Here is a 26,491-nt window from a genome sequence, read left to right on the forward strand (position 1 = left end):
ACGAGCGCCATCGCCCGCCCTTCACCGGAAAACCATGCCATCCGGCACGAAGAGCGACCCATTCGACTAACATCTAACAAATCGGCCAAACAATTGATACCTATAGCCTCGCGGGTTTTTTCACGAAGAAACTACAGAATGTTCGCCGCATGGCGTCAGCCACGGGCGATGCTGTGGGCCACCGCGGCGTTGGTGACCCTCGGATTCCTCATCGCGTTGGAGATCGCCGCGCGCCGCTACGGCCTACCGGGGCCGATCACCACCCAGGCACAAGAGGTGGTATTCGCCCCCAAATCGGGTTTCGTGTTGTACGCCAGTATGGCGTTGATGATGGTGGTACTCACCTGGCGGCAACGGTTCATCGCGGCTGGTATCGCGATCGGCATCGACGTCACCTTCTTCCTGGTGCGGTGGGCGGCCGACGTCAAAGTGACCGACGGCCACCCCTTCGGCAACGGCGCGTTGTGGGTGATTTTGGGCTATGCGGTCATCGCTGTCACGCGCCGCACCGGCCGGGAACGTGTCCTGCTGCTGAAGGGTGTCGGGCTGGGCCTGCTGCTGGTGGCCGGCCGCAAGACTGGCGATACCTGGCTACTCATCACGTCGAAGACCCGCCCGGCGGTGCTCGATCAGTACGTGGCGACCGCCGATCACGCGCTGGGCAACCCGTCGTGGCTGGTAGGCCGGATCGTCACGGCCACCGGCACGGTCGGCGCCCATTTTCTCGACGCCGTCTACACTCTGCTTCCGGTGGCCGCGGTCGTCGTCACCCTGTACCAGCTACGGGGTGTGGCGGTCGAGCGTCGCTTTCCGGGCCATCATCTGGTGCGCACCTTTCTGGTCATCGGCCTCCTCGGGCCGGGCATTTACATGATCTTCCCGGTGGTCGGGCCGATCTTCGCCTACGGCGCCGACGGCGGGCACTGGGCGGTGGCCAACCTGTGGCCGGACACGCCGCCGCCGATCACTACCCCGCACCACATGCCATTCGACGAGATCACCCCACGCAACTGCATGCCCAGCCTGCACACAGCGTGGGCTACCGCGATCTTCATCCATTCCCGCAAGGGACCACGGATTCTGCAATTCGGAGGCGCGTCCTGGCTGATTGCCACGCTCGGCGCAACTCTGGGCTTCGGCTACCACTACGGCGCGGATATCGTTGCCGGCGTGGTGTTTACGTTGACGATCGAGGCAGCGCTGCGCTCGCTCGAGCGTGGCTGGGACCGGGCAGGAATCCAGCTGGTCACCTACGGTGCAACGGTCTTCGCTGCACTCTTGGTGTCATATCGCTATCTGCCGATGGAGATGGCCGAACATCCGTGGGTGTTTGGACCACTTCTCATTCTGGCGATGGCCTCAGTGGTCCACGGCTACGTACGGACCACCAAACTGTGGGAACCGAAGGCCGCACCAGCACGGCAACCGGAACCGCAACCCGAACCGGTTTGAGTCATGTTGCATCAGGGGGCGTGCGAGCTCCAGGTGCGACTCATAGATCACGTGACTTTGCGTCGGCATCGCCAACCAGTAGGTCCCCGAGTAGTGCTTCCGACCCTTGTACCAGCGGAACCTCCGCCACGCAGTGGCCACGGGATCTGAGATCCCACACTTCATGCAGGGTCTCGCGGCTCGTGGACTACGAGAGGTGACCGAGGTGACCGAGGCTCAGGTCGATTGGGTCGCTCATGGGTGAGCGGGAGCGGACTGGGGACGAAACCGCCGTTGGAATCGGCGAGGAAGTTCGTGATGCCCAGGTCGATGCCGACGACACTGCCGGTCGGCGGGAGCGGATCGGGCCGGGCCTGCTCGGCGGTCAGCACGACGAACCACTTCGAAGGGCAGAAGCGGCCTGCCTGACCATCCCCCCAGGCGCAGCGAACTCCGGCACTTCGCGCCTCCGGACCAAGGATGCGTTTCCCTCCCTGGCTGAAGCCGTGGATACCCACGCAAGATCAGGGATGGAACGGCGGAGGCCGAGCCCGATGACGCCGAGTCGGAGGTCTGACACGGGGGTCCCTTCTGTCTGTGCGGGTGGTGCGGGCGGAGACTACTTACAGGCGATCGAGGCCTCGAACTCGGCTCGCATCTCGTCGCCGCCACCCGAGCGCCACTTCTTGACCGGGTCCTGGAAGGCGGCTCGCTTCTTCCTGGCGGGTGAGTCCGCGTCATCGGGGTCACGGGGCTGGGGCACCGGCGACCGCACGGGGGAGGCCGACGCATCTGTCATCGTCACAGGCACCTCCAGGGCTGATGAAGCAATGGGGGCCCGCGATCACGGCTGCGGCACACATCGGTGACGGTGCGGCCGCTGCTCCCTCGCGGCGACAGCCACATAGTTCATGACAGTGCGCTCTCAATGGCAAGAGTTGTTCATTTCGCAGAGGTAACGAACATTTATGGACATCGATGCCTAGGGAAGGTCCGATTCAACCCCGTTGGGGCGCGGAGGGGGCGCGGCAGGGGTGCGAAACGGGCGCGCCTGGTCCCGCGGCACGGCGTCACCGCCGGACGGGCCGGCGTCACCCTCACACAGCGATGACGGTGACGCCGGCCTCGGTGAAACGGGCCTTCGCGTCGCGGGTGATGCCGGTGTCGGTGACCAGGAAGTCGACCTGGCCGAGATCGCAGACCCGGGCGAAGGCCCGCTTGCCGATCTTCGAGGAGTCTGCTGCCACGACCACCCGCTGCGCCTGCTGGGCGAGCAGCCGGTTGATGCTGGCCTCGCCCTCGTGGTGGACGTATGCCCCGCGCTCGGTGTCGATCGCGTTGACGCCCAGCACGGCGACATCCAGCGTTATCTCGCCGAGCACGCCACTGGCCAGCGGCCCCGTGAGCTCGTACGACTGCGGCCTGGCCACTCCACCGGTCACCACGATCTTGATCTGCGGCCGTATCACCAGCTCGTTGGCGATGTTGAGGGCATTGGTCACCACCGTCAGGGTCGGCTGCCCCCCGGGGCCGGTGTCACCGACGAGGTCGGAGCGCACGGCCAGCGAGCGGGCGACCTCGGTGATCGTGGTGCCACCGGTCAGCCCCACCACCTCGCCCGCCGCCACGAGTCCGGACACGGCGCGGCCGATGGCCTGCTTCTCCGGAGCGTTGCGTCCAGTCTTGTAGCGCAACGCCAGTTCGTACGAGACTCCGTGCGCGACGGCACCGCCGCGGGTTCGGGTGAGCAGCTGCTGCTCGGCAAGCTGGTCCAGGTCACGGCGGATGGTCGCGGCCGAGACCTCAAGCGTCGCCGCCGCGTCCTCGACCTCCACCCGGCCGTGTTTGCCGACCAGCTCAAGCAGCGCGTCCCACCGGGCATCCCTGGACAAGTGAACTCTCCTTACGGGCCCGGGATTCGAGCGCCCATCCCCTTGGGCAGTATCACCGGACATGCGCAAGGGTCGCACAAGGTGCCGATCAGTCAAGCCTCATGCAAGTAGAATGCTTGATAATGATTGTAGAACGCGTATAACGTGCGTGAACGAGCATCCCCATACCCGTACGGAGTGTAAAAGTGTCGTTTGTCGAGATTGAGACAGCCAGCCAGCCGGAGTGCTGGCGCCGCGCAGCGGACCTGGCACAGAGCCAGTCGGCCGCCCTGCCCGCCACGGGCGAGCGCATCGCCGTCGTCGGCTGCGGCACCTCGTTCTACATGGCCCAGGCGTACGCCGCACTCCGCGAGGAATCCGGGCAGGGCGAGTCCGACGCGTTCGCCGCGTCGGAGTTCCCCTTCGGCCGCAGCTACGACCGGGTCGTGGCGCTCACCCGCTCGGGCACGACGACCGAGGTGCTGGAGCTGCTCGGCCGGCTCCGTGGCGTCACCCGTACCGTCGCGATCACGGCCGACCCGAACACCCCGGTGATGACGTCCGCCGACGATGTCGTCGTCCTCGACTTCGCCGACGAGCAGTCCGTGGTGCAGACCCGGTTCGCCACCACGCTGCTCACGCTGCTCCGTGCCCACCTCGGCCTGCACACCGACGCCGTGGTCCGTGACGCGGAGACCGCACTGGCCGAGCCGCTGCCCGAAGGGCTGCTGGAGTGCACCCAGTTCACCTTCCTCGGCCGGGGCTGGACGGTCGGTCTCGCCAACGAGGCCGCGCTCAAGATGAAGGAGGCGTCGCTCTCCTGGACCGAGTCCTACCCGGCGATGGAGTACCGCCACGGTCCGATCAGCATCGCCACCACCGGCACCGCCACCTGGGTGTTCGGTCCCGCACCCGAGGGTCTTGAGGAGCAGGTCGCGTCGACCGGCGCCCGCTGGGTGGCGAGCGGCCTGGACCCGCTGGCCGAGCTGGTCCGCGTACAGCGTCTGGCGATCGCCCGCGCCGAGGCCGCCGGCGTCGACCCGGACAGCCCCCGTCACCTGACCCGCTCGGTGGTTCTCGCCGACGCCTGACCGGCGGACGGGCATCATCGAACGCGCGTTCACCGTTGCGCACGACGGTGTGCGCGAGGGCGCGTGCGAGGGGTTCCTCGCCGCGCCTGCACGGGGCGGCGATACCGGTGTCCTCGTCCTCGCCGGGTCCAGTGGACGGATCGAGGACGAGCGATGCCGGATCCTGGCGCGGGAGGGCCTGACCGCCCTGTCGGTCCGCTGGTTCGGCGGCGCCGGGCAGCCGCCGGGGATCTGCGAGGTCCCGCTGGAGACGTTCGTGTCCGCGACCGAGCTGCTCCGGTCGCGCGGGGCGCGGCGCATCGGGGTGCTGGGCACCTCCGAGGGCGCGGAGGCTGCGCTGCACCTCTCGGTGCTGCACCCCGGGACCGATGCCGTGGTCGCGCTCTCCCCCACGTCGCTGACCTGGGCCGATGTCGGACCCGGACGAGACGGTCGGACTCACCCGTACCGGTCGTCCTGGACCTGGCGGGGCGAGCCGCTGCCCTTCGTCCCTTATGACGACAGCTGGACGCAGACCGAACCGGACGGCGCTCGGGTCGCCGTCCTCGGCTGGTACGAACGCAGTCGGCGGACCTTCGCCGCCCGTGTCGACGCGGCCGCGATCCCGCTAGAACGGTCCGCCGCCGACCTGCTGATCGTCGCGGGCGGTGACGATGCGACGTGGCCGTCCCTGCGCTCCGCCCAAGAGCTGGCCGCCCGGCGTCGCACGGCCGGACGGCCGGTACGGGTGGTCACTCACGCCGGTGCCGGACACCGCCCGCGCTTTCCCGGCGAAGGCCCTGCACCGGTGTCCGACCGATTCCTGTACGGCGGTTCGCCCGCCGCCGACGCGGCACTCGGCGCGGCCGCCTGGCCGTACGTACTCGATGTGCTGCACGGGGTTCGGGGGCCGGACTCCGCATGACCGCGCGTGCCTGTCGGGCTGCGCCCCGAGGCTCGACGCCCGACCGCCGACGGCCCCTCACGCCCCACGGTGTGCCGTTTCACCGTGGGGCGTCGCCATGACGGCCGGACAGGAGGGTCGAGACGACGGCGTGGCGGGGGAAGCGCGGTCGGCTAGATCGTGGTGAGGAAGGCGCGGACCGCGGCGGCGAACGTGTCCGGGGCGGTGGAGGGGATCAGATGGTCACCTTCCAGCTCGGAGGTTACGGTGCCGGGACGGCGCTCGACCATGGCGCGGATCTGCTCGGGCGGAATGATGCCCTTGGTGCCGTGAATCAGCAGGGCGGGGCAGGTGGTGGCCGTCCAGTCGTCCCAGTGGTCACCGTGCACCTGCTCCTCGGACCGGTGCATGTCCTGCGGGTGGAAGGGCAGTCGCCAGCTGCCGTCGGGGTTCTCCCGGATCCGGTCGGAGAAGTACGGCGCGGCCGCGCCCAGGCCGGCCCTCCCGCTCGGTGCCCCTCGGCGCCGACCTGCGCCGGCGCGGCATCGGACTGCGCGTCATCGAGCAGGGCATCGGCACCCCAGGTGGAGAGCCGAGGCCGGCTTCGGCATGACGTCCGCGGCCGCCGAACTTCGGCACGAGCCGATAACGCTTGGGGCCTGGGCGCCCACTGCGCCTCGTACTGCCGGCTGAGAGCCTGTCGGGCGACCTCTGATCGGGCGGTCACGGCGTGGCACGCACGCTTCCGGCGTTGCCGAAATGCCCTAGTAGCTCCGCTACGAGGCCATCCCGGCGCCTTGGAATCGCACGCACCACGCTGCGTCCGCTCTCCGATCGAAGGTCACCCGACAGGCTCTGACGACCGCGCACCACGAACGGGAGGGTCTGGACCTCGTCCCCTGTCTGCGGCGCTCCGAGCCGCAGTTGGGCCCGGTGCTCGACCGGCTGGAGGAAGAGCATCACGCCATACACATCGTCATCGAGCGGATCGGCCAGGCGCTGGTGGCCAGGGTCGGCGGCAACGACGGCGACGGACCGGGACGATGGCGCTGCGTTCGGCCATCGATCTGCTCACCGATGTGCTGGTCTCGCATCCGGCGCACGAGGAGCGTGAACTCATCGAGCCGATGTCCCGGTTCGGCGGCGGTTGGTGGGGACGCATCGCGGGTGAGGGGCCGACCGTGGCGGTCGGTCCCTCACCCGCGATGCGGCGCTGGGGGCGTGTCCCCCGTGACGACGGGGCGGCCCGGATCCGCGTCTCGGTGACGTCGCACCGGATCCGGGGTCATTCCGCCCCGTCGGCCGGGTGCGCCGCGCCGGGGATGATCCGGTCGCGCCTCCGGCCGGCCCTTCGCCACCGCCCCGTGCTACTCCTCGAAGTAGGCGTCAAGCACCACGTCGAGTTCTTCAGCCCACGCCTTGAGGTTGCTCCTGGCGGGTGCCTCGACCTCGGCGTTGAACCAGCGGCGCGACGACATGTGGACGGTGACGGTGAACCGGCGCCCGAACCGGGGGACTTTCACCTCGACCGCACCGACCTCGTCCCAGAGGAACTCGGCCTCCTGGTCGTCCAGCCGGAACCGGATACCGCCACGATCCGCGGTGATCGAACCCCGCCGGTCGCTGACCTCGAATACGGGCCCGCTCTCGCCCTTGTCGCCCTTCTCGTCCTTCTCGTGTTCCTCCTGCTCCCCGTCCTTTGCTTCCTCCGAGCCGGAATCGGCGGCGGAGCCCCCGGGGGCACCCTCCGCAAGGGCGTCGTCAGGGGCGGCGTCCTCGGGCGCCGGCTCCTCGGTCTTCTCCTGCTCCACCTCGGGCGGCCCGACGGTGAGGGGGACCGTGAGACCAGGTATGTACGCCGGGTCTGTCCCTGCGGCGTACGCGGGCTGAGTGTTCGGATCTATGCGCTGCTCCACGGCGGGCAGTATGGCCGACGAACCTCTACGAGACCAGTAAGGGCCGGCCGGGCCGTGACGTCACCCCGGAACGTACCGAGTTGGCGGAGCAGTGGCCGCGGGTATGCGGATCGGCGAGCGGATGACCACCCGCCCCGGACCGGGCCGCTCGTCGGCGCCGCAGGAACAGCTACGCGCGCCCGCGGTCGCGGTCGCGGTCGCCGCATCGAGCTCCGGGATCTCGCCGCATACCCGTCCGCGCTGCCCGTCAGGCCGGATGCAGGCCGGACGGGCCCTTGAATCCCTTATTGAACCCATGTGACAGTTCGCTTGACTCAGGGGCTGCCTCATGATCCGAGGCGTTCCCTGGCAGGAGGCGGCCACCGATGAATAAGACCGACCGGCACATGGGGGGTGGGAGAAGGAGCGGGGCTGGGTGCGTGCAGCTGCAAGGCGGAGGAGGGAGGCAACGCGAAGGGGGTCCCCCCATGCCTTCAGGGCTATGGGGGGAGTCGTTGACTGACGACAACGCCGCAGATGTGCGTGCCCAGCCCCGCGACGCCGCCTCCCATGTGCCGGTCGGTCTATGGTTGCGCTTGCACATCCCACCGAAGAATCCGGCCATGGGAAGCAATCCGTGCACACATCCGTCCTTGCTGCCGCGTGGGACGTTCACCCGTACCGAGCAGCCGACAGCGGAGGAGCAGGCACGATGTCAGGGACCGGCCGGGCAGCCGCAGACGGCGAGGCAGCGGGAACCCCCGCGCGCGGCGTACCGGAGCGGGCGGACCGCCCGGTGGACCAGGACGCCCCTCTCGTGATCGGCGAACGGGTGAAGCGGCTCCGCAAGGAGCGTGAGCTGACCCAGCGTCAGCTGGCCGAGCCCTCCTACACGGCCGCGTACATCTCCACCCTGGAGGCCGGAAAGGTCCGGCCCTCCGAGGCGGCGCTGCGCCACCTCGCCGAGCGGCTCGACGTCTCGTACGAGGAGCTCGCCACCGGGCGCCCCAGCCATCTCGCCACCGCGATCCGGCTCCGCCTGGCCGACGCGCAGCGAATCCTGGCCACCGGTGACGCGGCCGATGCGGCAGTGGAGTACGAGCGGCTGCTCGCCCAGGCCGAGGAGTACGGCCTCCGGACCGAACAGGCCAGTGCCCTCACGGGGCTGGGCGAATGTGCCCTGGAGACGGGTGAACTCAACCAGGCGCGTGCCCACTTCGAGGCCGCCGAGCAGCAGCTGGCCGACGCGCCCCTGCCCGAGCGGGCCCGGGCGGTACGCGGCCGGGCGGTCGCCCACTTCCTCGCAGGCGAACTCCGCTACTCCTGCTACCTGCTGGAAAGCGCCCTCGACGAACTGAATACCTCGGGCCTGCAGGACCCCGGCGCCCTGCTCCAGCTCTACACCGCCTCCATCGCTCCCTACATGGACCTGGGAGCGCACGCCCGCGCCGCGCAGGCCGCCGAGCTGGCCCTGGCGCTGGCTCCGCAGGTCTCCGACCCCGCGCTGGTCGCCTCCATGCACCGCTCGGTGGCCCGCACCCTCATCGCGGAGGGCCGGGCAGCAGCCGCCGATGCCGCGCTCGCCAAGGCGGTCGAGCTCTACCAGCAACTGCAGATGCGCACCGAACTCGCCCACTGCCACTGGATGCGCGGCTACGTCCACGCCCAGCACGACGACCTGGAAAGGGCGGAGAGCGAACTGCGGACCGCGCACTCCATGCTGGTCTCCAAGCGCGCCGCCCTCTATATCTCCCAGGTCGAGGTGGAGCTCGCCGATGTACTTCGCCGCCGCGGCAAGGCCGACGAGGCCGCGGCCTTGTTGCGCGACCTGCTCGGCGGTCTCCATCCCGACCGCGGCGCGGTCCACGCGGGCGGAGCCCATCGGCTGCTCGGCCTGATCGCCGAGGAATCCGGTGACGCCGAGGCCGCCGAGGAGCACTACGTCACCGCTCTCTCCCTGCTCGAACGCGCAGGAGCGGCGGGCGACCTCGCCGACATCTGCCGGCTCCTGGGCGACCTGCTGCGCAGCGAGGGCCGTACCGAAGCCGCCATGGACGCCTACCGCACCGGTCTCGGTCACCGCTCCAGCCCGGGCACCGCCACCCTCGGCTCGGCTCCGGCCCGCCCCCCGGAGACACCCTCGAACTGACGGTCCCGGCCGTGGCCCCGTTTATCTAACTCTCCTTATCCAACTCTCCGACTGTCCAACTCTCCGACTCCGCGACGCGGGCGAGGAGTTCGTCGCGGCCGATCGGGTCGGTTCGCGTCGACTCCACCGTGCAGGCGTGGGCTCCGGCCACCGCACCGTAGAGGCCGCACCGTTGCGGCGGTTCGCCGGCCAGCCAGCCGAGGAGGAAGCCGGACACGAAGGCGTCGCCGGCGCCGTTGGAGTCCACCACCGGCCCCGGGGGCGTGGCGGCCGGAATCCGGGTCACTTCGCCGTCGGCCAGCAGATAGGCGCCCTCGGCTCCGGCCGTGGCAACGACCACCTGGGCACGTCCCCGCTCGGCGATCCGTCTCATGGTCCGCGCCGGGTCGGCCAGGGCGACGACGGAGACGAAGACGAGGTCCGCCTCGTGGGCGAACGGCTCGTGGTAGGGGTTGGCGCCGTCCCAGTCGTGCAGGTCGGTCGAGATCGTCACTCCGGCTTCCCGCAGCGCGGGAAGAGCGAAGGCGCACGGGTGGGTGATCGAGACATGGGCATGACGGCTCGCCGCGGCCAGGGACCGGACCGTCGCCTCGGGCAGCCGGTCGCCGCCCCGCGACCGGCTGTCGTCGTACAGGGACAGCCGTCGCCCGTCCGGGCCGACGAGGTTGACGGCGCGTTTGGTGCCGCCGGGCAGCGGGACCTCGGTGAGTGCGATGCCACGGTCGCGGTGCAGCGCCCGGATCAGGTCGCCTGCGTAGTCGTCGCCGATCATGTCGAGGTGATGCGTGCGCAGGCCCAGGGCGCTCACCCCCAGCGCGACGAAGTCCCCGGTCTGCCCAGCCCGCGTCTCGATCCCGGGGCGGATCATGTAGCTGTCGGCGTACGGGAGGGGCAGCTCCGGGACGTACACGATCGTGTCGACTCCCGCGCCTCCCAGGACGAGGACATCGGTCTCGGCGCTCATGGGTGTTCCTCTCCGGCCGACCGGCAACTGTGGCTGTCGGCAGGCGAGTCAAGCAGGGCAGCCACCGCGGCCGCAAGATGTTGCAGAATCCTCCCGCAAGTTTTTGCTCCCCATGCGCGGACCCGGCCGTCTGCGACCCATCGCCTCGACCCCGCGGCGGCCCCCTGCACCAGACCGCGCCGGGCTCGGTGCAGGGGGCCGCGTGCAGCCGCCTCTCCGTCGCTTCCGTTCGCGGAACGCTTCCGGCGTCGCGGCGGATACGCGGCCGCGGCCACGGCGCTGGAACGCGCCGCGGAACTCACGTCGGAGCCGGATCAGCGCGCCAGGCGCCTGCTCGCCGCTGCCGCGTCGGCCATGTACGCCGGGTATCCGCAGTGGGTCGGTGAGATCGCGGCCCGAGTCGACACCCTGACGGACGACGCCCAGCTCCTCGCCGAGGCGTCCCTGCGCGGCGGGTGGTCCCTGGCCGTGACGCTCCGGCACGACGACTCCCTGGCCTTCCTGCTGCCCGTGGCCGAGTCCATGGCCACACAGGCACCTGCCCTGGCTCTGGACGCGCTGTCAACGGCAGCGACCCCCGCGTATAACTCCGGCGCCCCCTTCCACCGGACCGAACTCCAGCGGATCGGCGGCCTCATCACGCCGCGCGATGACGGTACGGCGCACCCTGCCGCAGCGGGCGCGGACACTGATCGGGGCCTGGTGCTTCATCGACCACTACGGCCCCGACGATGTCGCCGACACGGGTGGCATGGACGTGGCTCCTCATCCGCACACCGGTCTGCAGACCGTGAGCTGGCTGTTCAGCGGAGAGATCGAGCACCGCGACAGCCTCGGCAGCCACGAGCTCGTCCGGCCCGGCGAGCTCAACCTCATGACCAGCGGGTACGGCATCAGCCACTCGGAGGTCTCCACCACCCGCACCACCACGCTGCACGGCGTCCAGTTGTGGGTGGCTCTGCCCGAAGAACACCGGCACACCGGGCGTGACTTCCAGCACTACGTCCCGCGACGGGTCCGGGTGGACGGAGCCGACGTCAGGGTGTTCCTCGGGTCGTTGGCGGGTGGCACCTCTCCGGTACGGACCTTCACGCCCTTGCTCGGCGCCGAACTCGTTCTCGACCCGCGCTCGACGACCAGCCTCCGCGTGGATCCCGGCTTCGAGCATGGCCTGCTCGTCGACCAAGGGAACGTCCGCGTCGACGGAACACTTCTGCGCCCGGCCGAGTTGGGATACATCGGCACCGGAGGCGACACCCTGACCCTGACGAACGAGGCGGAATGCCCCGCCCGCGTGGTGCTGTTGGGCGGCACACCGTTCCAGGAATCGATCGTCATGTGGTGGAACTTCATCGGCCGCAGCCACGAGGACATCGTCGAAGCGCGGGCAGCGTGGGAGAACGCCTCCGATCGCTTCGGAAGTGTCGACGGTTTCGAAGGCGGACGCCTTCCCGCGCCGGGCCTTCCGAACGCCCGCATCGCACCACGCAAGAATCCCGCACAGCACTGAAATGACGTCCTGACCGACGTACGCGCCTCCGGAAAGCGCATCGTGCCGGTCTGCCCGTACGTGGCGAAGTTCCTCAAGAAGCACGACGAGTTCGCGGACATCACCGACCCGGTGACGCCCGAGGTGCTGCAGTGGCTGGAGACCGCCCTGAAGCGGTGACCGCCCCGCGGCTCGCGTCGCACGTCTGGTGACCACGAGGGAGGCCGCCGTTCACCGAGGGGCAACGGGAGTTCATGGGTGGCCCCGCGGAAACCTGGGTGGCGGGACGCGGCCGGTCGGTGGGCAGCTCGGCGGGGGGCCGGTCGGTCGATGGCATGCTGCGGCTCCCCGTGGGTAGGGCGGCCGCCGCGCCGGTCGGACGGGAGAACGCGAAGGGCCGGAAGGCTGAGCGGAGCTGCCCGCCGGAGTTGTCCGGCTGAACAGGCCCCTGCCTTCCGGCCCTTGGCCATATCCGGGCTATACGCCACCGCCTCGACTGCCCGCGGGTACCGCAGCCGGCGTGGACTGTTCGCCCGCCGCGGGCGGTGCGGTGTCCGTGCCGACGGGGCGGCCCGGCCACCAGAAGGTACGGCCGACGTCCAGGGCCAGGGCCGGGACGAGGACGGACCGCACGAGGAAGGTGTCGATCAGGACACCGATGGCCACGACGATTCCGATCTCGATGAACGCCACCTGTGGGTCCGTGGTGAGCGCGGCGAACGTCGCCGCCAGCACCGCGCCGGCGCTGGTGATGACGCCGCCGGTGGAGGTGAGTCCGCTCAGCACGCCGGCACGGTGGCCGCGGTGACCGACCTCCTCGCGGTCCGGTGGATGAGGAAGATGTTGTAGTCGACGCCGAGTGCCACCAGGAACAGGAAGCCGATCAGCATGACCTGGATGTCCACCGCCGGGAATCCCAGGACGTGCTGGAACAGCTGCCAGCTGATGCCGAGGGCGGCGAAGTAGGACAGCACCACGGTCGCCATCAGCAGCAGGGGCGCAACCAGGGCCCGGAGCAGGAAGACCAGGATGAGGAAGACCACGGCGAGCACCAGCGGGATCACCACCTTGCGGTCGTGGGCCTGCGCCTCGGTCTTCTCCTGTGCCATCGCGGTGGGGCCGCCGACCTGGGCGTCGGCGCCGGGGACGGCGTGCACGGCGGCGCGGATGCGGTCGACCGTACGGGCCGCCGCCGCGCTGTCCGGGCTGTCCTTCAGTACGGCCCGGGTGCCGGCGAGAGTGCCGTCCGTGGACTTCTCCGGCGCGGCGACCTCGGCAACCCCGTCGACGCCCTTCAGCGCGGTGGCGACCGCGGGTGCGGCCTCGGCCTTGCTGATCACCTCGGCGGGCCTGCTCTGGCCGGCCGGGTAGTGGTCGGCGAGGAGTTCCTGGCCGGCGATCGAGCCGGGCTTGCCGACGATGAGGTGCTCGTCGTCGAGACCGGTCTTCAGGCCGAGCGAGCCCAGGGCCAGCACGGTGAGGACGAGGGCGGAGCCGATCCACACCAGGCGCGGACGGCCGGAGATCCTGCCGCCGACGCGGTCCCACAGGCGGTGGTTGGCGTTCTTCACGGCCACTTTGGCGCGCGGCACATTGGGCCAGAACACCCAACGTCCGAGGATCACCAGAACGGCCGGGAAGAGCGTGGTCATCGCGGCGAGACCGCAGATGATGGCGATGGCCCCGGCAGGGCCGAGCGTGTAGTTGAAGCCGACGTCCGCCTGCGTCAGGCAGAGCAGCCCGATGCTGACGGTCGCCGCCGACGCGGCGATCGCGGGGACGGCCCTGCGGACCGCGGTCTGCATGGCCTCGTGCCGGTCCTCGTGGACCCGCAGTTCCTCACGGTAGCGGGCCAGCAGCAGCATCGCGTAGTCGGTGCCGACACCGAACAGCAGTGCCGTCACGACGATCTCGTTGCCGCCGCCGACCGTGAGCCCGAAGCCCTTGGCGAGGAGGTACGAGACGGCCTGCGTGGTGAGGAACGCGACGCCGACGGTGAGCAGGGGCAGCAGCCACAGGATGGCGCTGCGGTACGTGATCAGGAGCAGGGCGGCGACGACGAGGACCGTGATGAGGGTCAGCGCGCGGCCGGTCGACTCCCGGGCGTCGGCGGCGTCCAGCGAGTTGCCCGCCGGGCCGGTGAGTTTGGCTTCGAGGCCGTCCGGCCGGTCGGCGGTGGCCCGGTTCCGTACCTTCTCCGCGTCGTCCGCGAGTGCGGTGCTGTCCTCCTTGTCGAGGGGCACGAACGCGGTCAGTGCCTTGCCGTCGTCGGACGGCCTGGCCGGCCCGACCTCACCGGCCGCGAAGGTCGCGAACTCCTTGATGTCGGACGCGACCTTGGCCTTGTCCTCGGCGGTCAGCCCGCTCTCCCGTACGTAGACGACGATGCCGAGGGAGATCTTGCCGTCGGCGAACCGGTCGGCGAGTCCGGCGACATCGGTCGACTCGGCCCCTCGGGGCAGCTCGATGGTCAGCTCGTCCTTCGCGATCTCCGAGAGCTGTCCGGCGAGGGGTACGGACGCGACGACGATGATCAGCCAGGTGAACAGCGTCAGGCGGTTGTCGTCGTCGGACGGTACGAGGCCGAGCTTCGTGAAGACATTCGATGTGTGCTTGGTGACGACCTTCTCACTGACACCGAGCCGCCCGGCGATGGCGGCGTTGGAGCGGCCCTCCGCCACCAGTCCAAGCACTTCCCGTTCCCGTGCGGTGAGCCGGCCCAGGGGGGCATCGGAGGCGTTGCCCGCCAGGAGCTTCGCCACCACATCGGGGTCCATCGCACTGCCGCCCGCGGCCACCCGACGCACGCAGTCGATGAACTGGCGGCTGTCGAAGACGCGGTCCTTGAGCGGATAGCCGACCCCGCCCGAACCGTCCGCCAGCAGCTCACGGGCGTAGAGCTGTTCCACGTACTGCGAGAGCACGAGCACCGGGAGCCCCGGAATCCGGCTGCGCGCCTCGATTGCGGCGCGCAGGCCCTCGTCGGTGAAGGTGGGCGGGAGCCGTACGTCGACGAGCGCGATGTCCGGCCGGTGTTCGATCAGGGCGTCCAGAAGGGCGGGCCGGTGTCCACGGCGGCGGCGATCTCGAATCCATGGGCGGTCAGGAGGCGCACGAGCCCTTCCCTCAGGAGGAAGAGATCTTCGGCGAGAACAATGCGCACGGGATCTCCATCGTCGCCATCGTCGGTCCGCCCTGAGGGCCTGTCGGGTGACCTCTGATCGGGCGGCCACGCCCTGGCACGCACGCTTCCCGCGTTGCCGAAATGCCCTAGTAGCTCCGCTACGAGGACCTTCCAGCGCCTTGGAATCGCACGCACCAGACCGCGTCCGCTTTCCGATCGAAGGTCACCCGACAGGCTCTGAGGGCTGTTCACGGCAAGTATGCCGTCGAATGCGGCAATGCGGCTCTCGATTCCGCGCAGCCCCGTTCCTGCGGATGCCGCGGCGCCACCGACCCCGTCGTCGGTCGTGCTGATGCGCAGGGCGTCCCGGTCGTGCCTGATGTCGATCCATACCCTCCCGGCCTTCGCGTGTTTCGCCGCATTCGTCAGCAGTTCACTGACGGCGAAGTACGCGGCGGACTCGACGGGGGCGTCCAGCCGGCCGGGCAGGTCGACCACCACATCGACAGGGAGCGGACTGTCCAGTGCCAGCGCCCGTACGGCGTCTCCCAGACCCCGGTCGGAGAGGACCGGCGGATGGATTCCCCGTACGAGGTCGCGGAGTTCGCTCAGCGCCTTGGAGGACGAGTCCCTGGTCTCCATCAACAGGGCGCGCGCCGCCTCGGGGTTGGAGTCCAGGAGCTGTTCGACGGCGTCGAGGTTCATACCCATCGCGACGAGCCTGGCCTGCGCCCCGTCGTGGAGGTCGCGCTCGATCCTGCGGAGCTCCGCCGCCTGGCTGTCGACGACGGCACCCCGGGTGCGAGTCAAATGACCGACCCGTGCGGCGAGTTCGGCGCTCGGGTGGGGGCCGAGGAGGGTGCGGGTGAAGCGGCCGTGGGCCGTGATCAGCTTGGGTCCCACCCACAGCCCCAGTCCGATGAACCCCATGCCGACGAAGGGCATCAGCCAGGTGCGCAGACCGGTCTCGCCGTGCACATGGATCAGTCCTGCGTAATGGTCGTCGTATCCGGCGGACACGAGGTCGTCCCAGATGAACGGGAAGACCAGGCCCTCCAGTCCGTAGAGGAGCAGCGCCGCCGGCATGAGGGCGAGGACGGTGCCGACGACGGGGTCGGCGATCGTCCACAGCATGTCCCGCCAGGTGGCGGGGTCGGACAGGAGCTGCCTGCAACGTCCCCACCGGCCGAAGAAGCCGGGTTCCCGCGGCGGCAGTTCACGGTACGGCTCGGCGATCCGGACCCCCGACCAGGCGTGGGCCAGCCTCCGCGACCGGTTCGCCAGCCTCCTGACGGCGGCCACGACCAACGGCAGAAGCAGGACGCCCACGCCGAGGCCGAGATAGACCAGGGAGATCACCATCAGGACGAACAGGGCGAGCTGAGGCACCTTCTGTGCCGCCAGGGCCGGCCCCCGCAGTGGCGGCTGCCAGAGCTTGGGCGGTGCGGGTGTCGTCATCCGGGTCTCCTCGGCTCGGAACCTCTTGGTCCCTGCAGGCATCAGTCTGTCCTGCGACCGCTCCGGGAACATTGGGCCTGTCCCCCCCTTTCCAGGGGAGACCTAGGTCCCCCCTGAACGAATGCCTGGTCGGACGCCCTGCGCGAGGACCGGGCCGGGGGGTGGGCCAGGGGGCAGCGAGGGACGGCCCGGTTCGCCTCCGAGCAGCCGTGGAGCCGGGAGGGCGAGGGTGCTCGCACCGTGGAGGTGGGCGGCGCAGATGAATGGGGTGACATCCCCCCTAAACAACCAGTGAAACGATTGTCGGTGGGCTAGGTTCTGGATCACTTTCAGTGTCGGCGCCAGAGCCACGGAGGGTCACCGCAACCGAGATCATGAAGAGCGGCCGCGACGGACGCGAACGGCTCCGCCGGGTCCGTGAGGGTCTGTCACACGGGCTCTGTCGCACTGCCCTCGCCACGGAAATGACCGTGGACAACAGGTCGACATCCTGAGTTCGCCGTCAATTTCGCGAGTGCTGGTTTGGCGATCCGGGGAAGGATCTAGGTTGGGCCGAATGAGAGCGATGGAGAGCCCGGTCCGGGTATGGACGCGCCGGGGCATGTGGGGTTCCGTGCTGCTCTCGGCGGGTGCGTGGGGCGCTGGTGCGTTGCCGCAAGGCGTGCGGGACGGGGTGTGGGGAGCGCCGGGCCCGCTCCTCACGGCGGTGGGTGCGACGGCGACGTATGCCGGACTCGGGCTGCTGGTGTGGGCCTGGTGGCAGTTGGGCACGCTGTTGCGGGCCGGCGCGGTGATGAGCCGGAGACAGCAGTGGCGCACGCTGGGATGCTGGGCGTTGCCCCTGCTGCCCGCGCCGCTGCTGTTCAGCGCCGACGTCTACAGCTACATGGCCCAGGGTGCGCTGGCCCAGCGCGGCTGGAATGTCTACGAGGTCGGCCCGACGGCGCTGGGCGGCTCGCTCGCCGCCAATGTCCCGGAGATGTGGCGGAACGCACCGGCCCCGTACGGGCCCGTGTCCGTGCTGGTGAGCCAAGCCGTGGTGTCGGTGACCGGGGAGCATCGTGTGGTCTCCGCGGTCGTGGGACTGCGGCTGGTGGCGCTCGCCGGGCTGGCCCTACTGGCGTGGTCGGTGCAGCGGCTGGCGGTGCGGACGGGTGCCGGCGGTGGAGGGGCCTGGTGGGCGGCGCCGCTCAATCCGTTGGTGTTGGCGCATGTGGTGGGCGGGGCGCACAACGAGGCACTGATGGTCGGCCTGATGATGGCCGGCTTCCTGGCCTTCCGCTCCGGGCGATGGGGTCTGGGCGCCGCGGTGCTGATGGGGGCCGTGCTGGTGAAGGCCCCCGCTGCGGTGGCATTGGGGTGTGCCGCGATGGTGGCGGTGGCCGCGCAGTCGGGCTGGCGGCGTCGCTGCGGTCGTGCTTTGGGGATCTCCCTGGTGGCCGGCGGGACGCTGTGGCTGGGTGTGACCCTGTGCGGGCAGGGCTGGGGGTGGCTGCGGACCATGCATACGCCGACCGAGGTGTACACGCTGCTGTCGGTGAGCACGGACGTGGGCCGAGTGCTGGAGTGGATCGCGGCCGCGGTGGGATCGAACGCGGCGCCGGGGGCGGTGAGCGCGGCACGTACGGTCGGGACGTTGGCGGGGCTGGGCGCGGCGGTGTTCTTCATATGGCGTGCTCCCCGCTGTGGGGCGGAACGCGCTGCGGCAATGGGGCTGCTGGCCTTGGTGATGTGCGCTCCCGCGATGCAGGTGTGGTACCTGCTGTGGGGCGGGGTACCGCTGGCTGTGGTGGCGTGGCGCACTCTGGCGGATGCCCGGGCGAAGGGGGCGGTGGTCGCTCTGCTCCTGCTGGTACTGCCCGCGGGCCGGGGGCCGACCTGGACCTATGCGGTCGCCGCCGTCATCGGGGGGGCGGTGACCATGGTGTTGCTGGCGTGGACGGCTCAGCGGAGTCGGGAACGGACAGCCCTCGCCATGACCGGAGCCGCCGATACAGGGCGGTTCCCGGCGTCTTCACCCTGATGGTGGCGTGAAGTCGGCACCCCGGCCGGCAGAGGTCCTCCGGCCGGGGCTTCCCGGGCATTCGCCCGCGATCGAGCGAAGTTGTTGGAGGGCACAACCATGACAACCGCCGTGGACGACAACGTCGTTCCGCCAAGTGGCCGAGAACCGCAGGGCCCACAGCTTCGGTGGCCACCCCTGTCGGCGGTGCGGACCGCACTGGCCCGCCGAGCGACATGGGTGCTGGCCGTGAGTTCCCTGGTGATGCTGCTGCTGGTGTGGATCCCCGCCTGCACCCGTTCCGGCATGGTGGATCTACGGGTCTACCGCACCGGTTCCACCCATCTGCTCTCCGGCGACCTGTACGCCTTCCGACTCGACCTGCCCGGCCCCGACATCTTCCTTCTGCCCTTCACCTACCCCCCGTTCGCCGCTGCCCTCTTCCTTCCCCTCTCCACGCTCCCGTTCCCGCTGGTGGCCGCCGCCTGGACCACGGCCTCACTCCTGGCTCTGGTCGCCTTCGTTCACGGCAGCCTGCGCCTGGCCGCCCCGGACACACCACCCGAGCAGCACCGGCAGCGGGTACTGCTGTGGAGCGCCGCCCTGATGTGGACCGAACCGGTCACCACCACACTCGCCTTCGGGCAGATCAACCTGCTGCTCGCGGCCTTGGTCGTCCTCGCTGTTCAGAAGCGCCCGGCAGCCGTGGCGGGATTCGGTGTCGGTATCGCCGCCGCGATCAAGCTGACCCCGGCGGTCACCGGTCTCTACTTCCTCATCCGCAGGCGCTGGGCAGCTGCCGCGTGGTCGGCCGTGGCGTTCTTCGCCGCGGCGGCGATCGGATGGTGGCTGGCGCCAGGGCCCTCCCACGATTTCTGGCTCCACGCGGTGGGCGATGCCGCACGGGTCGGCCCCGTCGGGTCCGGGCTCAACCAGTCGTTGCGCGGGGCACTTTCACGCACTCTCGGCCACGATGTGGGCATGTCCGCGCCATGGTGGACGGCAACCGCCCTGGTCGGCGTGCTGGCACTCTTCGCCGCTGTACGCAGCGCACAGCGGTCCGACCGGCTCGGCTGCCTCCTCGCGGTGCAGGTCTTCGGCCTCCTCGCCAGCCCCATCTCGTGGTCCCACCACTGGGTCTGGGCCCTCCCCGCCCTGTTCTGGCTCCTCCACACCCCGCAGCGCACCCGTTGGCGCGCAGCTGCCCAGGCCGCCTGGGCGACGACGCTGCCCTGCCATCTCGCTTTCTGGCTGGTACAACTCCATCCCCAGATCACGTCGCTCGACTACTCATGGCCCCTCGCCGTGCTCGGCTGGGCCTACCCCGTGTGCGCACTGCTCACCCTTGTGGCTCTGACCTCTGCAGCCGCCCCTTCCCCGGCTTCCCTGCACGCCGGCGAAGACGGGCTCCTTCAGCCGAGGTCGGACAGCAGGTCGTTCAGTACCGCTTCCTACTCCACCGGCACACCTGAGTCCTTCGGGGCTCTGGGCAGGTCCGGGTCCTACGGGGCGTCGGCCCGCACCCCTGTGAGCGGCGGACCGGCCGGGAGTGTGAGCACCGAGGCACGGTAGTCGGCGGCGGTGTAGCGCCAGTGCACGCGACGCAGCAGGGCGGAGGCGATGCGCAGGCCTCCCCAGTCGAAGTCCCCGTGGTAGCGGAGGTGGGAGCCGTGCGCGTGCAGATGGTGCAGGAGGGTGACGGCGGCGACGGACGGCTGCCCCTGAAGGCACACCAAAGGCGCGGAGGCCGCGCCGTACGTGTCGGTGGCCGCGGCGAGCACGGCCGGGTTCTCGCAGATCCGGACCGTCGGCGGCGCGGAGAGAGCCGGGCAACGGGCCAGCTGGCGCAGGGCATTTACGCATACGCGTAGGCGCCGGGCGCCGCGGGTCCGAGATTCGCTCGGCCGCCTGCCGCACGCGGTCCGAATCCCGATCGAGCAGATGGTGGACAGTGAGTCGGAGTACGCCTGGGCGGGGGACGTTCACGTGGTGCGAGGCGGCCGGACCGGACGCTCCCAGAGGCCGCCCAGGTGCGCGTGGAGGACGTCCTGCGCCTCTCTCGGGGTGAGATGGCCGATGAGAACGTGCGCGGTGAGGCCGTCCGCAAGGGCGAGGAGGGTGCGGGCCTCGCGTCGCGGATCGAGGGGCACGGCACAGTCGGCGCCCTCGCCGGCTTCCGAGACGAGGCGGGTGAACGCCTCTTGCAGGGCTGCGTAGTTCGCCTTCAGCGTCCTCGCAAGGGCCTCACTGACAGCCGCCTGCGCAACGAAGGCGAGCCAGACCCTGGCCTCGGCGCGGTGCTCTTCCTGGAGCAGTGAGATCTCGGTCACCGCATGCGCCAGGGCCGTGCCGGCCGACTGGGCCGGGCTCCTGACGAGGCGGGCCTGTACGCGCTCACTGATCCGCTCGCCGATGTACCCGAGAGCGAACACGAGCATCTCTTCCTTGGTTCGGAAGCATCGCTGAACGGCGCCCATCGAAACCTGCGCACAGGCGGCGACGTCTCGAAGGGTCACTCCCTCCAGCCCGCGTTCGTCGGCGAGTCGGCAGACGGCCTCAGCGATCCGGCGACGCCGGTCTACGTGATCCACCTGCTTGGGCATGCCCGGTCGCCTCCCTGGTTCCACGGTGCTCCGTTCCGCAGCTCACTTTATCCGATGCGCTCGCATCGATTCACGGGCTACAGTTCCGATGCAAGTGCATCGGAAAATCGACGAGAAAGGAAACGAGCGCATGCATGACGCCCTGTGGAAGATGCCGGCCACCGCGCAGGCGGAGGCGGTGCGCCGCGCAGATGTCTCGGCTGTCGAACTGGTCGACAGCCACCTGGAGCGCATCGCCGAGGTCAACCCGCGGGTGAACGCGGTCACGCAGCTCCTGGCGGAGCGCGCACGCGCCGCCGCAGCGCGGACAGACCGCCGACGGGCAGCCGGTGAAGCGCTGGGGGCGCTGGCGGGCGTGCCGTTCACGGTGAAGGAGAGCACCGCCGTCGAAGGTGTACCGACCACGTTCGGCACGGAGCGCTTCCGTAATCTGGTGGCATCGGCCGACGCACCCCCGGTGGCCCGGCTGCGAGCGGCCGGGGCCATCCCCATCGGGCACAGCAACATGCCCACCCTGATCCTGGCGGGGATGCACACGCGAAGCGAACTCTTCGGCGACACGGTCAACCCATGGGACCGCGGCCGGACCCCGGGCGGCACCAGCGGAGGCGACGGGGTGGCCGTCGCCACGGGCATGGCAGCGCTCGGGCTCGGCAACGACTCCGGTGGATCGGTGCGCATCCCGGCCCAGTTCTGCGGAGTGGCCGGGCTGAAGCCGACAACCGGGCGTTTCCCCGCGGACCACCGCGTCCTCGGCCCCGACGACCCCGGCCCGGCGTCCCAGATGCTGGTCACCGACGGCCCGTTGGCGCGGAGTGTGGGCGACCTCCGGTTGGCGTACGAGGTGCTGGCCGGAACCGACCCGCGCGACCCGCGGGCCGTACCGGTACCTGCCTACGGCGAACCACTCCCCGGACCGGTGAAGATCGCGGTCGTGGCGGACCCGGGTGGGCACGGCGTTCACCCCACGGTTCGCAGAGCGGTCGAGACCGCGGCCGGGGCGCTGCGCGACGCCGGGTACGACGTGCGGGAGGTGCAGGACGTTCCGAGGCTGGACGAGGCACTCGAGGCGTACGGCCGGATCACCGTGACCGAGTTCGCTGCGACCTGGCCGGTGGTCCGGAAGCTGCTCGGAGCAGGCGGGGACCGCTATATCGAGATGATGATGGAGCAGACCCCGCCGGCAAGCGCGGACGAGTTCATGAAGCTGATGGGCACCTGGATGAACATCCGCCGCTCATGGGCCGAATTCCTCGACGAATACCCGCTGTTGCTCGGCCCGGTATTCACCGAGCCACCGGTCGTTCCGGGGCTGGAGTCGCGCGACCGGGCCGGACGGGACCGGGTCGGCTCGGCCATGCGCCTGTGCACCGTCACCAGTTTCGTGGGGGTTCCCGGCGTGGCCGTACCGACCGGAGTGGTCGACGGACTGCCGTCCGGCGTGCAGATCGTCGGGCGCGCGTTCCGGGAGGACCTGTGCCTGGACGCGGCGCAGGCGATCGAGGACCGGCTCGGAGTTCTCACACCGGTCGACCCACGTGTGGGGGTCAGGGCTGATTGAGCCCTTGGCGGCCCGGGAGTCCGTGCGGAGGGCACGGACTCCTGAGCGGACGTGGGTTCAAAGGCAGGTGAGGTCGGGCATCGAGAAGCGAACTCGGTTGTCAGCGCAAGAGCGCGGCCCAGCGGGCTGCCTCTTCACACTGCTCCTGGCCTCGGCACAGCCGCGCGCGGACGGCCAGGGACACCGTGGTGATGGTACCCGTGACCGCCACCAGCGCGGCCGCGGCCAGGGTGACCGGCATGAGCAGCACAAGCATCGTGAGGGCCGCCGATCCCCACCCGGCCAGCACCGCGGCCGCGACCAGCCGGCGGGACCGCGGCCGGTCCTGGCCCGCACGCAGATCGATGCAAGCGGGCAGGTACCAGACGTTGCCTGATACGCAGAGCACGGCGACGCCGAGCGCCAGAACACCATGGGACATCGGTCAGCACTCTCCTCGGGGGCGGGGATTGCGGTGGTGGGCGGGGTCAGGGGTCAGTGCGATACGGCGGGGTCGAGTGCGGCGATCTCCGGATGGTGCAGATCGAAGGCCGGGGACTCGCTGCGGATACGGGGCAGGGCGATGAAGTTGTGGCGGGGAGGAGGACAGGAGGTGGCCCATTCCAGGGAGCGGCCATAACCCCAGGGGTCGTCGACGGTTACCTTCTTGCCGTACTGGGCGGTCTTCCAGATGTTGTAGAAGAAGGGGAGGAACGACAGCCCGAGCAGGAATGAGCCGATGGTGGACAGGGTGTTGAGGGCGGTGAAACCGTCGGCGGCGAGATAGTCCGCGTACCGGCGGGGCATTCCCTCCACGCCGAGCCAGTGCTGCACGAGGAAGGTGAGGTGGAATCCGACCGTCAGCACCCAGAAGGTGATCTTCCCCAGGCGCTCGTCGAGCATCTTTCCGGTGAACTTCGGCCACCAGAAATGAAATCCGGCGAACATCGCGTAGACGACCGTGCCGAAGAGTGTGTAGTGGAAGTGGGCGACCACGAAGTACGAGTCGGTGACGTGGAAGTCAAGTGGCGGTGAGGCCAGGATGACACCGGTCAGTCCGCCGAAGACGAAGGTGACCAGAAATCCGGTGGCCCACAGCATCGGCGTCTCGAAGGACAGCGATCCCTTCCACATCGTGCCGATCCAGTTGAAGAACTTCACTCCGGTCGGTACGGCGATCAGGAAGGTCATGAAGGAGAAGAAGGGCAGCAGTACACCACCGGTGGCATACATGTGGTGGGCCCAGACGGTGACGGACAGACCGGCAATGGCTATCGTCGCGGCAATGAGACCGATATAGCCGAACATCGGCTTCCGGGAGAAGACCGGAATGACCTCGGAGACGATGCCGAAGAACGGCAGAGCCAGCACATAGACCTCCGGGTGCCCGAAGAACCAGAACAGGTGCTGCCACAGAAGCGCACCCCCGTTGGCAGCATCGAAGATGTGCGAGCCGAACTTCCGGTCCATCTCCAGCGCGAGAAGTGCTGCGGCGAGGACCGGGAAGACCAGAAGGATGAGTACGGCGGTCAGCAGTACGTTCCAGGCGAAGATCGACATCCGGAACATGGTCATTCCCGGAGCACGCATACAGATGATGGTGGTGATGAAGTTCACCGCTCCGAGAATGGAACCGAAGCCGGACAGCGCCACGCCCATGATCCACATATCGGCGCCGATGCCCGGGGAATGGGTGGCGTCGGACAGCGGAGCATAGGCGAACCAGCCGAAGTCGGCAGCACCCTGAGGGGTGAGAAACCCTGCGGCGGCGATCAGTGAGCCGAAGAGGAACAACCAATAGGCCAGCATGTTCAGTCGCGGAAAGGCCACATCGGGTGCGCCTATCTGGAGCGGCATGAGCCAGTTGGCGAATCCCGTGAACAGCGGCATGGCGAACAGCAGCAGCATCACCGAGCCATGCATCGTGAATGCCTGGTTGAACTGCTCGTTGGACATGATCTGCGTACCGGGACGGGCGAGTTCGGCGCGCATCACCAGCGCCATCGCGCCGCCGACCAGGAAGAAGAAGAACGCGGTGACGAGATAGAGCGTGCCGATCTGCTTGTGGTCCGTCGTCGTGAGCCACGAGACGACGATCCGGCCGCGCGAGGAACGGCCCGGCAGATCGGTGCCGGGCTGCATGCTGCCCGACCGAGCGGGCCGGCGACCGGCCGAGGTGGCCTCCGCGTCGGCGGTGGCGGCCTGCGCGTCGGCGGTGGCGGCCTGCGCGCCGGTGGGGTCGTCCCCGGGGCCGGGGGGCTTGGGGCCATATGTGTGGGCGGCCTGATTGCCCTGCGATTCCATTGCGTCCACCGGGACCGTGTCCTCCAGCTGTGGCAGTTCTCCGAGCACTCCCCGGCCGCACGGGGGCATGTCCGGGGAGCGGTCGGGAAGGTCCGGCGGATCTCGAGGGGACGGACCGGACCTTCCCGACCGCACCATGCTGGCCGCCGCGCGCGACGCTCTCCAGGGACCGACGGGCACCTCCCACGGGGCCGACCGGCCCTACTTCCGTACACATTCGGCAGCCGACCGGCCCTGCCCGCGCCGGCCTTCGGAACCACACCGCCACCCTGCTCTCGGGGACGGACGCCGACGAGGTGCTGCATCTGATCGCCGAGCGGGCGATGGAAGTGGCGGGGGCCGACCGGGCGGCGATTCTGCTGCCCACGGCGCGGCCCGGTTCCGCGCCCCTCTCAGCGGCTCCGGCGGCATCAGCGACCGAGGAGCGCCTCACCGTTGCCGTCGCCCATGGCCGGGACTCCGACTGTGTCCAACGCGTCCCGCCATGCCCGTGCGAGTCCTATCGACATCGTGCTGTCAGCCGACGACGCGGTGACTCTGACCGTCACGGACAACGGCATCGGCATCGGCATCCCGGACAGTGACACGACCACTCCCGGAACGCCGACAGCGGTCGATGACGACGGCCGGCCGGCAAGGCGCGGCGGTGGGCTGGTAAATATGCGTACCCGGACGGAACTGTGCGGCGGCACACTCGCCATCGAGGTGCCGGCGGACGCCGGCACCCGGATCATGTGGCGCGTCCCCCTCCACGACTGACGCCTGAACACCTGTCAGATTCGCCGGACCGGTGTTTGTTCCTGGCGGTCCTTGATCCGGCCGACGAGCATCGCGGCGTGAATCCGGCGGCCGACGCCCAGTTTGGCGAGGATCGAGGAGATGCGGTTCTTGACGGTCTTCTCGGCCAGGAAGAGGCGTTCCGCGATTTCGCGGTTGGTGAGGCCCTCGCCGATGAGGTCCAGGATCTGGCGCTCCCTGGTCGTGAGCTGGTCCAGTTCCGATGTCTCCGACTCCTCGGCGGGGGTCCGCTGGGGGCCCCGCAGCCGTGCCATCACACGAGCGGTCGTCCGTGGGTCGAGCATCGAGGTGCCGGACGCGACCGTGCGTACCGCGGCGATCAGATCGGCTCCATTGATCTGCTTCAGTACGTAGCCGGCCGCACCCGCCATGATGGCGTCGAACAGTGCCTCGTCGTCATCGAACGACGTCAGCATCAAACAGGCCAGTTCGGGCATGAGGGCACGCAGTTCCCGGCACACCTCGATACCGGCGTGGTCACCGCGGGTGTCGTCTCCGAGCCGAACGTCCAGTACGGCGACCTGTGGCCCGCTGGCCGGTACGCGGGCCAACGCCTCCCGGGCGTTGGCCGCCTCGCCGACGACCTCGATGCCGTCTTCGGCCTCCAGCAGATCGCGTACGCCGCGCCGGACGACCTCGTGGTCGTCGAGGATGAAGACGCGTACGGGGGCCGCGGACTGCGGCGTCGTACTCAGCGGGGATTTCGCGAGGTCATTCACACCATGCTCGATCGGTTCGGGGAAGGGAGCTTGGACCAGTATGTCCTTCCGGCCGCAGACCGGTTCGCCGGGGTGTCACAGCATGTCGAACAGGCTCTGACCAGGGCCGAAAGGCTCTGTGGCCAGGGCCGGTCGGCAGGCTGGACGCGGTGCCATACTGACGCCGCCGA

Annotated in this window: 20 protein-coding genes and 3 pseudogenes; 10 read left to right on the top strand and 13 right to left on the bottom strand. The window is 69.6% G+C overall.

From position 1 onward, the window contains the following. The first annotated feature begins 168 nt into the window (after window positions 1-168). Entirely contained in the window at window positions 169-1,452 is a 1,284-nt protein-coding gene (locus ACGFSA_RS22895; protein ID WP_393307059.1) for a phosphatase PAP2 family protein, read from the top strand. Window positions 1,453-1,703: 251 nt separating this feature from the next. Here ACGFSA_RS22895 and ACGFSA_RS22900 read toward each other — a convergent pair. From ACGFSA_RS22900 to ACGFSA_RS22910, 3 genes and pseudogenes are all read right to left on the bottom strand, one after another. Continuing rightward, window positions 1,704-1,835 (bottom strand): annotated as a pseudogene (locus ACGFSA_RS22900) (RNA-guided endonuclease TnpB family protein); the annotation flags it as partial. Between the two features lie 215 nt (window positions 1,836-2,050). Beyond that, entirely contained in the window at window positions 2,051-2,230 is a 180-nt protein-coding gene (locus ACGFSA_RS22905; RefSeq protein ID WP_393306976.1) for a hypothetical protein, read from the bottom strand. Between the two features lie 298 nt (window positions 2,231-2,528). Next, window positions 2,529-3,323: a DeoR/GlpR family DNA-binding transcription regulator gene (locus ACGFSA_RS22910; protein WP_393306979.1), complete on the bottom strand. Its 795-nt coding sequence runs from the start codon at window positions 3,321-3,323 to the stop codon at window positions 2,529-2,531. A gap of 185 nt (window positions 3,324-3,508) precedes the next feature. Between ACGFSA_RS22910 and ACGFSA_RS22915 the strand changes: the two genes are divergently transcribed. Further along, complete coding sequence (locus ACGFSA_RS22915; protein ID WP_393306981.1) at window positions 3,509-4,393, top strand: SIS domain-containing protein; 885 nt, start codon at window positions 3,509-3,511, stop codon at window positions 4,391-4,393. Window positions 4,394-4,442: 49 nt separating this feature from the next. Beyond that, window positions 4,443-5,297 (top strand): acyl-CoA thioester hydrolase/BAAT C-terminal domain-containing protein, encoded by an 855-nt coding sequence (locus tag ACGFSA_RS22920; RefSeq protein WP_393306983.1) that lies wholly within the window; start codon window positions 4,443-4,445, stop codon window positions 5,295-5,297. A gap of 152 nt (window positions 5,298-5,449) precedes the next feature. Here ACGFSA_RS22920 and ACGFSA_RS22925 read toward each other — a convergent pair whose 3' ends face one another. Together ACGFSA_RS22925 and ACGFSA_RS22930 are read right to left on the bottom strand one after the other, a co-directional pair. Further along, window positions 5,450-5,686, bottom strand: coding sequence for an alpha/beta fold hydrolase (locus ACGFSA_RS22925; RefSeq protein ID WP_393306985.1), 237 nt, complete (start codon window positions 5,684-5,686; stop codon window positions 5,450-5,452). Window positions 5,687-6,643: 957 nt separating this feature from the next. After that, window positions 6,644-7,192 (bottom strand): hypothetical protein, encoded by a 549-nt coding sequence (locus tag ACGFSA_RS22930; RefSeq protein ID WP_393306987.1) that lies wholly within the window; start codon window positions 7,190-7,192, stop codon window positions 6,644-6,646. A 691-nt stretch (window positions 7,193-7,883) separates the two neighbouring features. Between ACGFSA_RS22930 and ACGFSA_RS22935 the strand changes: the two genes are divergently transcribed. Continuing rightward, window positions 7,884-9,320, top strand: coding sequence for a helix-turn-helix domain-containing protein (locus tag ACGFSA_RS22935; RefSeq protein ID WP_393306989.1), 1,437 nt, complete (start codon window positions 7,884-7,886; stop codon window positions 9,318-9,320). A 25-nt stretch (window positions 9,321-9,345) separates the two neighbouring features. On the opposite strand, the gene ACGFSA_RS22940 is transcribed toward ACGFSA_RS22935, so the two are convergent. After that, window positions 9,346-10,284 carry an adenosine kinase gene (locus ACGFSA_RS22940; RefSeq protein ID WP_393306991.1) on the bottom strand — a complete coding sequence of 313 codons (939 nt, stop codon included), beginning with the start codon at window positions 10,282-10,284 and terminating at the stop codon, window positions 9,346-9,348. A 583-nt stretch (window positions 10,285-10,867) separates the two neighbouring features. On the opposite strand from ACGFSA_RS22940, the gene ACGFSA_RS22945 reads away from it, so the two are divergent. Together ACGFSA_RS22945 and ACGFSA_RS22950 are read left to right on the top strand one after the other, a co-directional pair. Continuing rightward, window positions 10,868-11,794: a pirin family protein gene (locus ACGFSA_RS22945; protein ID WP_393307061.1), complete on the top strand. Its 927-nt coding sequence runs from the start codon at window positions 10,868-10,870 to the stop codon at window positions 11,792-11,794. A 9-nt stretch (window positions 11,795-11,803) separates the two neighbouring features. Continuing rightward, window positions 11,804-11,953 (top strand): annotated as a pseudogene (locus ACGFSA_RS22950) (N-acetyltransferase); the annotation flags it as partial. A gap of 297 nt (window positions 11,954-12,250) precedes the next feature. Here ACGFSA_RS22950 and ACGFSA_RS22955 read toward each other — a convergent pair. Both ACGFSA_RS22955 and ACGFSA_RS22960 read right to left on the bottom strand, forming a co-directional pair. Continuing rightward, window positions 12,251-14,550: pseudogene (locus tag ACGFSA_RS22955) on the bottom strand (MMPL family transporter). 263 nt (window positions 14,551-14,813) lie between these two features. Beyond that, window positions 14,814-16,355 carry a sensor histidine kinase gene (locus tag ACGFSA_RS22960; RefSeq protein ID WP_393306993.1) on the bottom strand — a complete coding sequence of 514 codons (1,542 nt, stop codon included), beginning with the start codon at window positions 16,353-16,355 and terminating at the stop codon, window positions 14,814-14,816. Between the two features lie 556 nt (window positions 16,356-16,911). On the opposite strand from ACGFSA_RS22960, the gene mptB reads away from it, so the two are divergent. Next, entirely contained in the window at window positions 16,912-18,378 is a 1,467-nt protein-coding gene (gene mptB, locus ACGFSA_RS22965; protein WP_393306995.1) for a polyprenol phosphomannose-dependent alpha 1,6 mannosyltransferase MptB, read from the top strand. A gap of 228 nt (window positions 18,379-18,606) precedes the next feature. Next, window positions 18,607-19,929: a glycosyltransferase 87 family protein gene (locus ACGFSA_RS22970; RefSeq protein WP_393306997.1), complete on the top strand. Its 1,323-nt coding sequence runs from the start codon at window positions 18,607-18,609 to the stop codon at window positions 19,927-19,929. Here ACGFSA_RS22970 and ACGFSA_RS22975 read toward each other — a convergent pair. Both ACGFSA_RS22975 and ACGFSA_RS22980 read right to left on the bottom strand, forming a co-directional pair. Then, window positions 19,860-20,309: a DUF2399 domain-containing protein gene (locus ACGFSA_RS22975; RefSeq protein ID WP_393307063.1), complete on the bottom strand. Its 450-nt coding sequence runs from the start codon at window positions 20,307-20,309 to the stop codon at window positions 19,860-19,862. The two genes, ACGFSA_RS22970 and ACGFSA_RS22975, sit on opposite strands and share 70 nt — an antisense overlap. A 30-nt stretch (window positions 20,310-20,339) precedes the next feature. Next, window positions 20,340-20,960 (bottom strand): TetR/AcrR family transcriptional regulator, encoded by a 621-nt coding sequence (locus tag ACGFSA_RS22980; protein ID WP_393306999.1) that lies wholly within the window; start codon window positions 20,958-20,960, stop codon window positions 20,340-20,342. Between the two features lie 130 nt (window positions 20,961-21,090). On the opposite strand from ACGFSA_RS22980, the gene ACGFSA_RS22985 reads away from it, so the two are divergent. Then, entirely contained in the window at window positions 21,091-22,521 is a 1,431-nt protein-coding gene (locus tag ACGFSA_RS22985) for an amidase (protein ID WP_393307001.1), read from the top strand. Between the two features lie 100 nt (window positions 22,522-22,621). On the opposite strand, the gene ACGFSA_RS22990 is transcribed toward ACGFSA_RS22985, so the two are convergent. Further along, the gene (locus tag ACGFSA_RS22990; protein WP_393307003.1) at window positions 22,622-22,942 is read right to left on the bottom strand and encodes a hypothetical protein; all 321 of its coding nucleotides are present in this window, start codon (window positions 22,940-22,942) and stop codon (window positions 22,622-22,624) included. Window positions 22,943-22,995: 53 nt separating this feature from the next. Beyond that, window positions 22,996-24,642, bottom strand: coding sequence for a cytochrome c oxidase subunit I (gene ctaD, locus ACGFSA_RS22995; protein ID WP_393307065.1), 1,647 nt, complete (start codon window positions 24,640-24,642; stop codon window positions 22,996-22,998). A gap of 672 nt (window positions 24,643-25,314) precedes the next feature. Here ctaD and ACGFSA_RS23000 point away from each other — a divergent pair. Then, on the top strand, window positions 25,315-25,563 hold the full coding sequence (locus tag ACGFSA_RS23000) for an ATP-binding protein (protein ID WP_393307005.1): 249 nt from the start codon (window positions 25,315-25,317) through the stop codon (window positions 25,561-25,563). A 14-nt stretch (window positions 25,564-25,577) separates the two neighbouring features. Here ACGFSA_RS23000 and ACGFSA_RS23005 read toward each other — a convergent pair whose 3' ends face one another. Then, complete coding sequence (locus tag ACGFSA_RS23005) at window positions 25,578-26,321, bottom strand: response regulator (protein ID WP_393307007.1); 744 nt, start codon at window positions 26,319-26,321, stop codon at window positions 25,578-25,580. Between the last annotated feature and the right edge of the window lie 170 nt (window positions 26,322-26,491).

The organism is Streptomyces sp. NPDC048496, assembly GCF_043200055.1.
Lineage (GTDB): Bacteria > Actinomycetota > Actinomycetes > Streptomycetales > Streptomycetaceae > Streptomyces.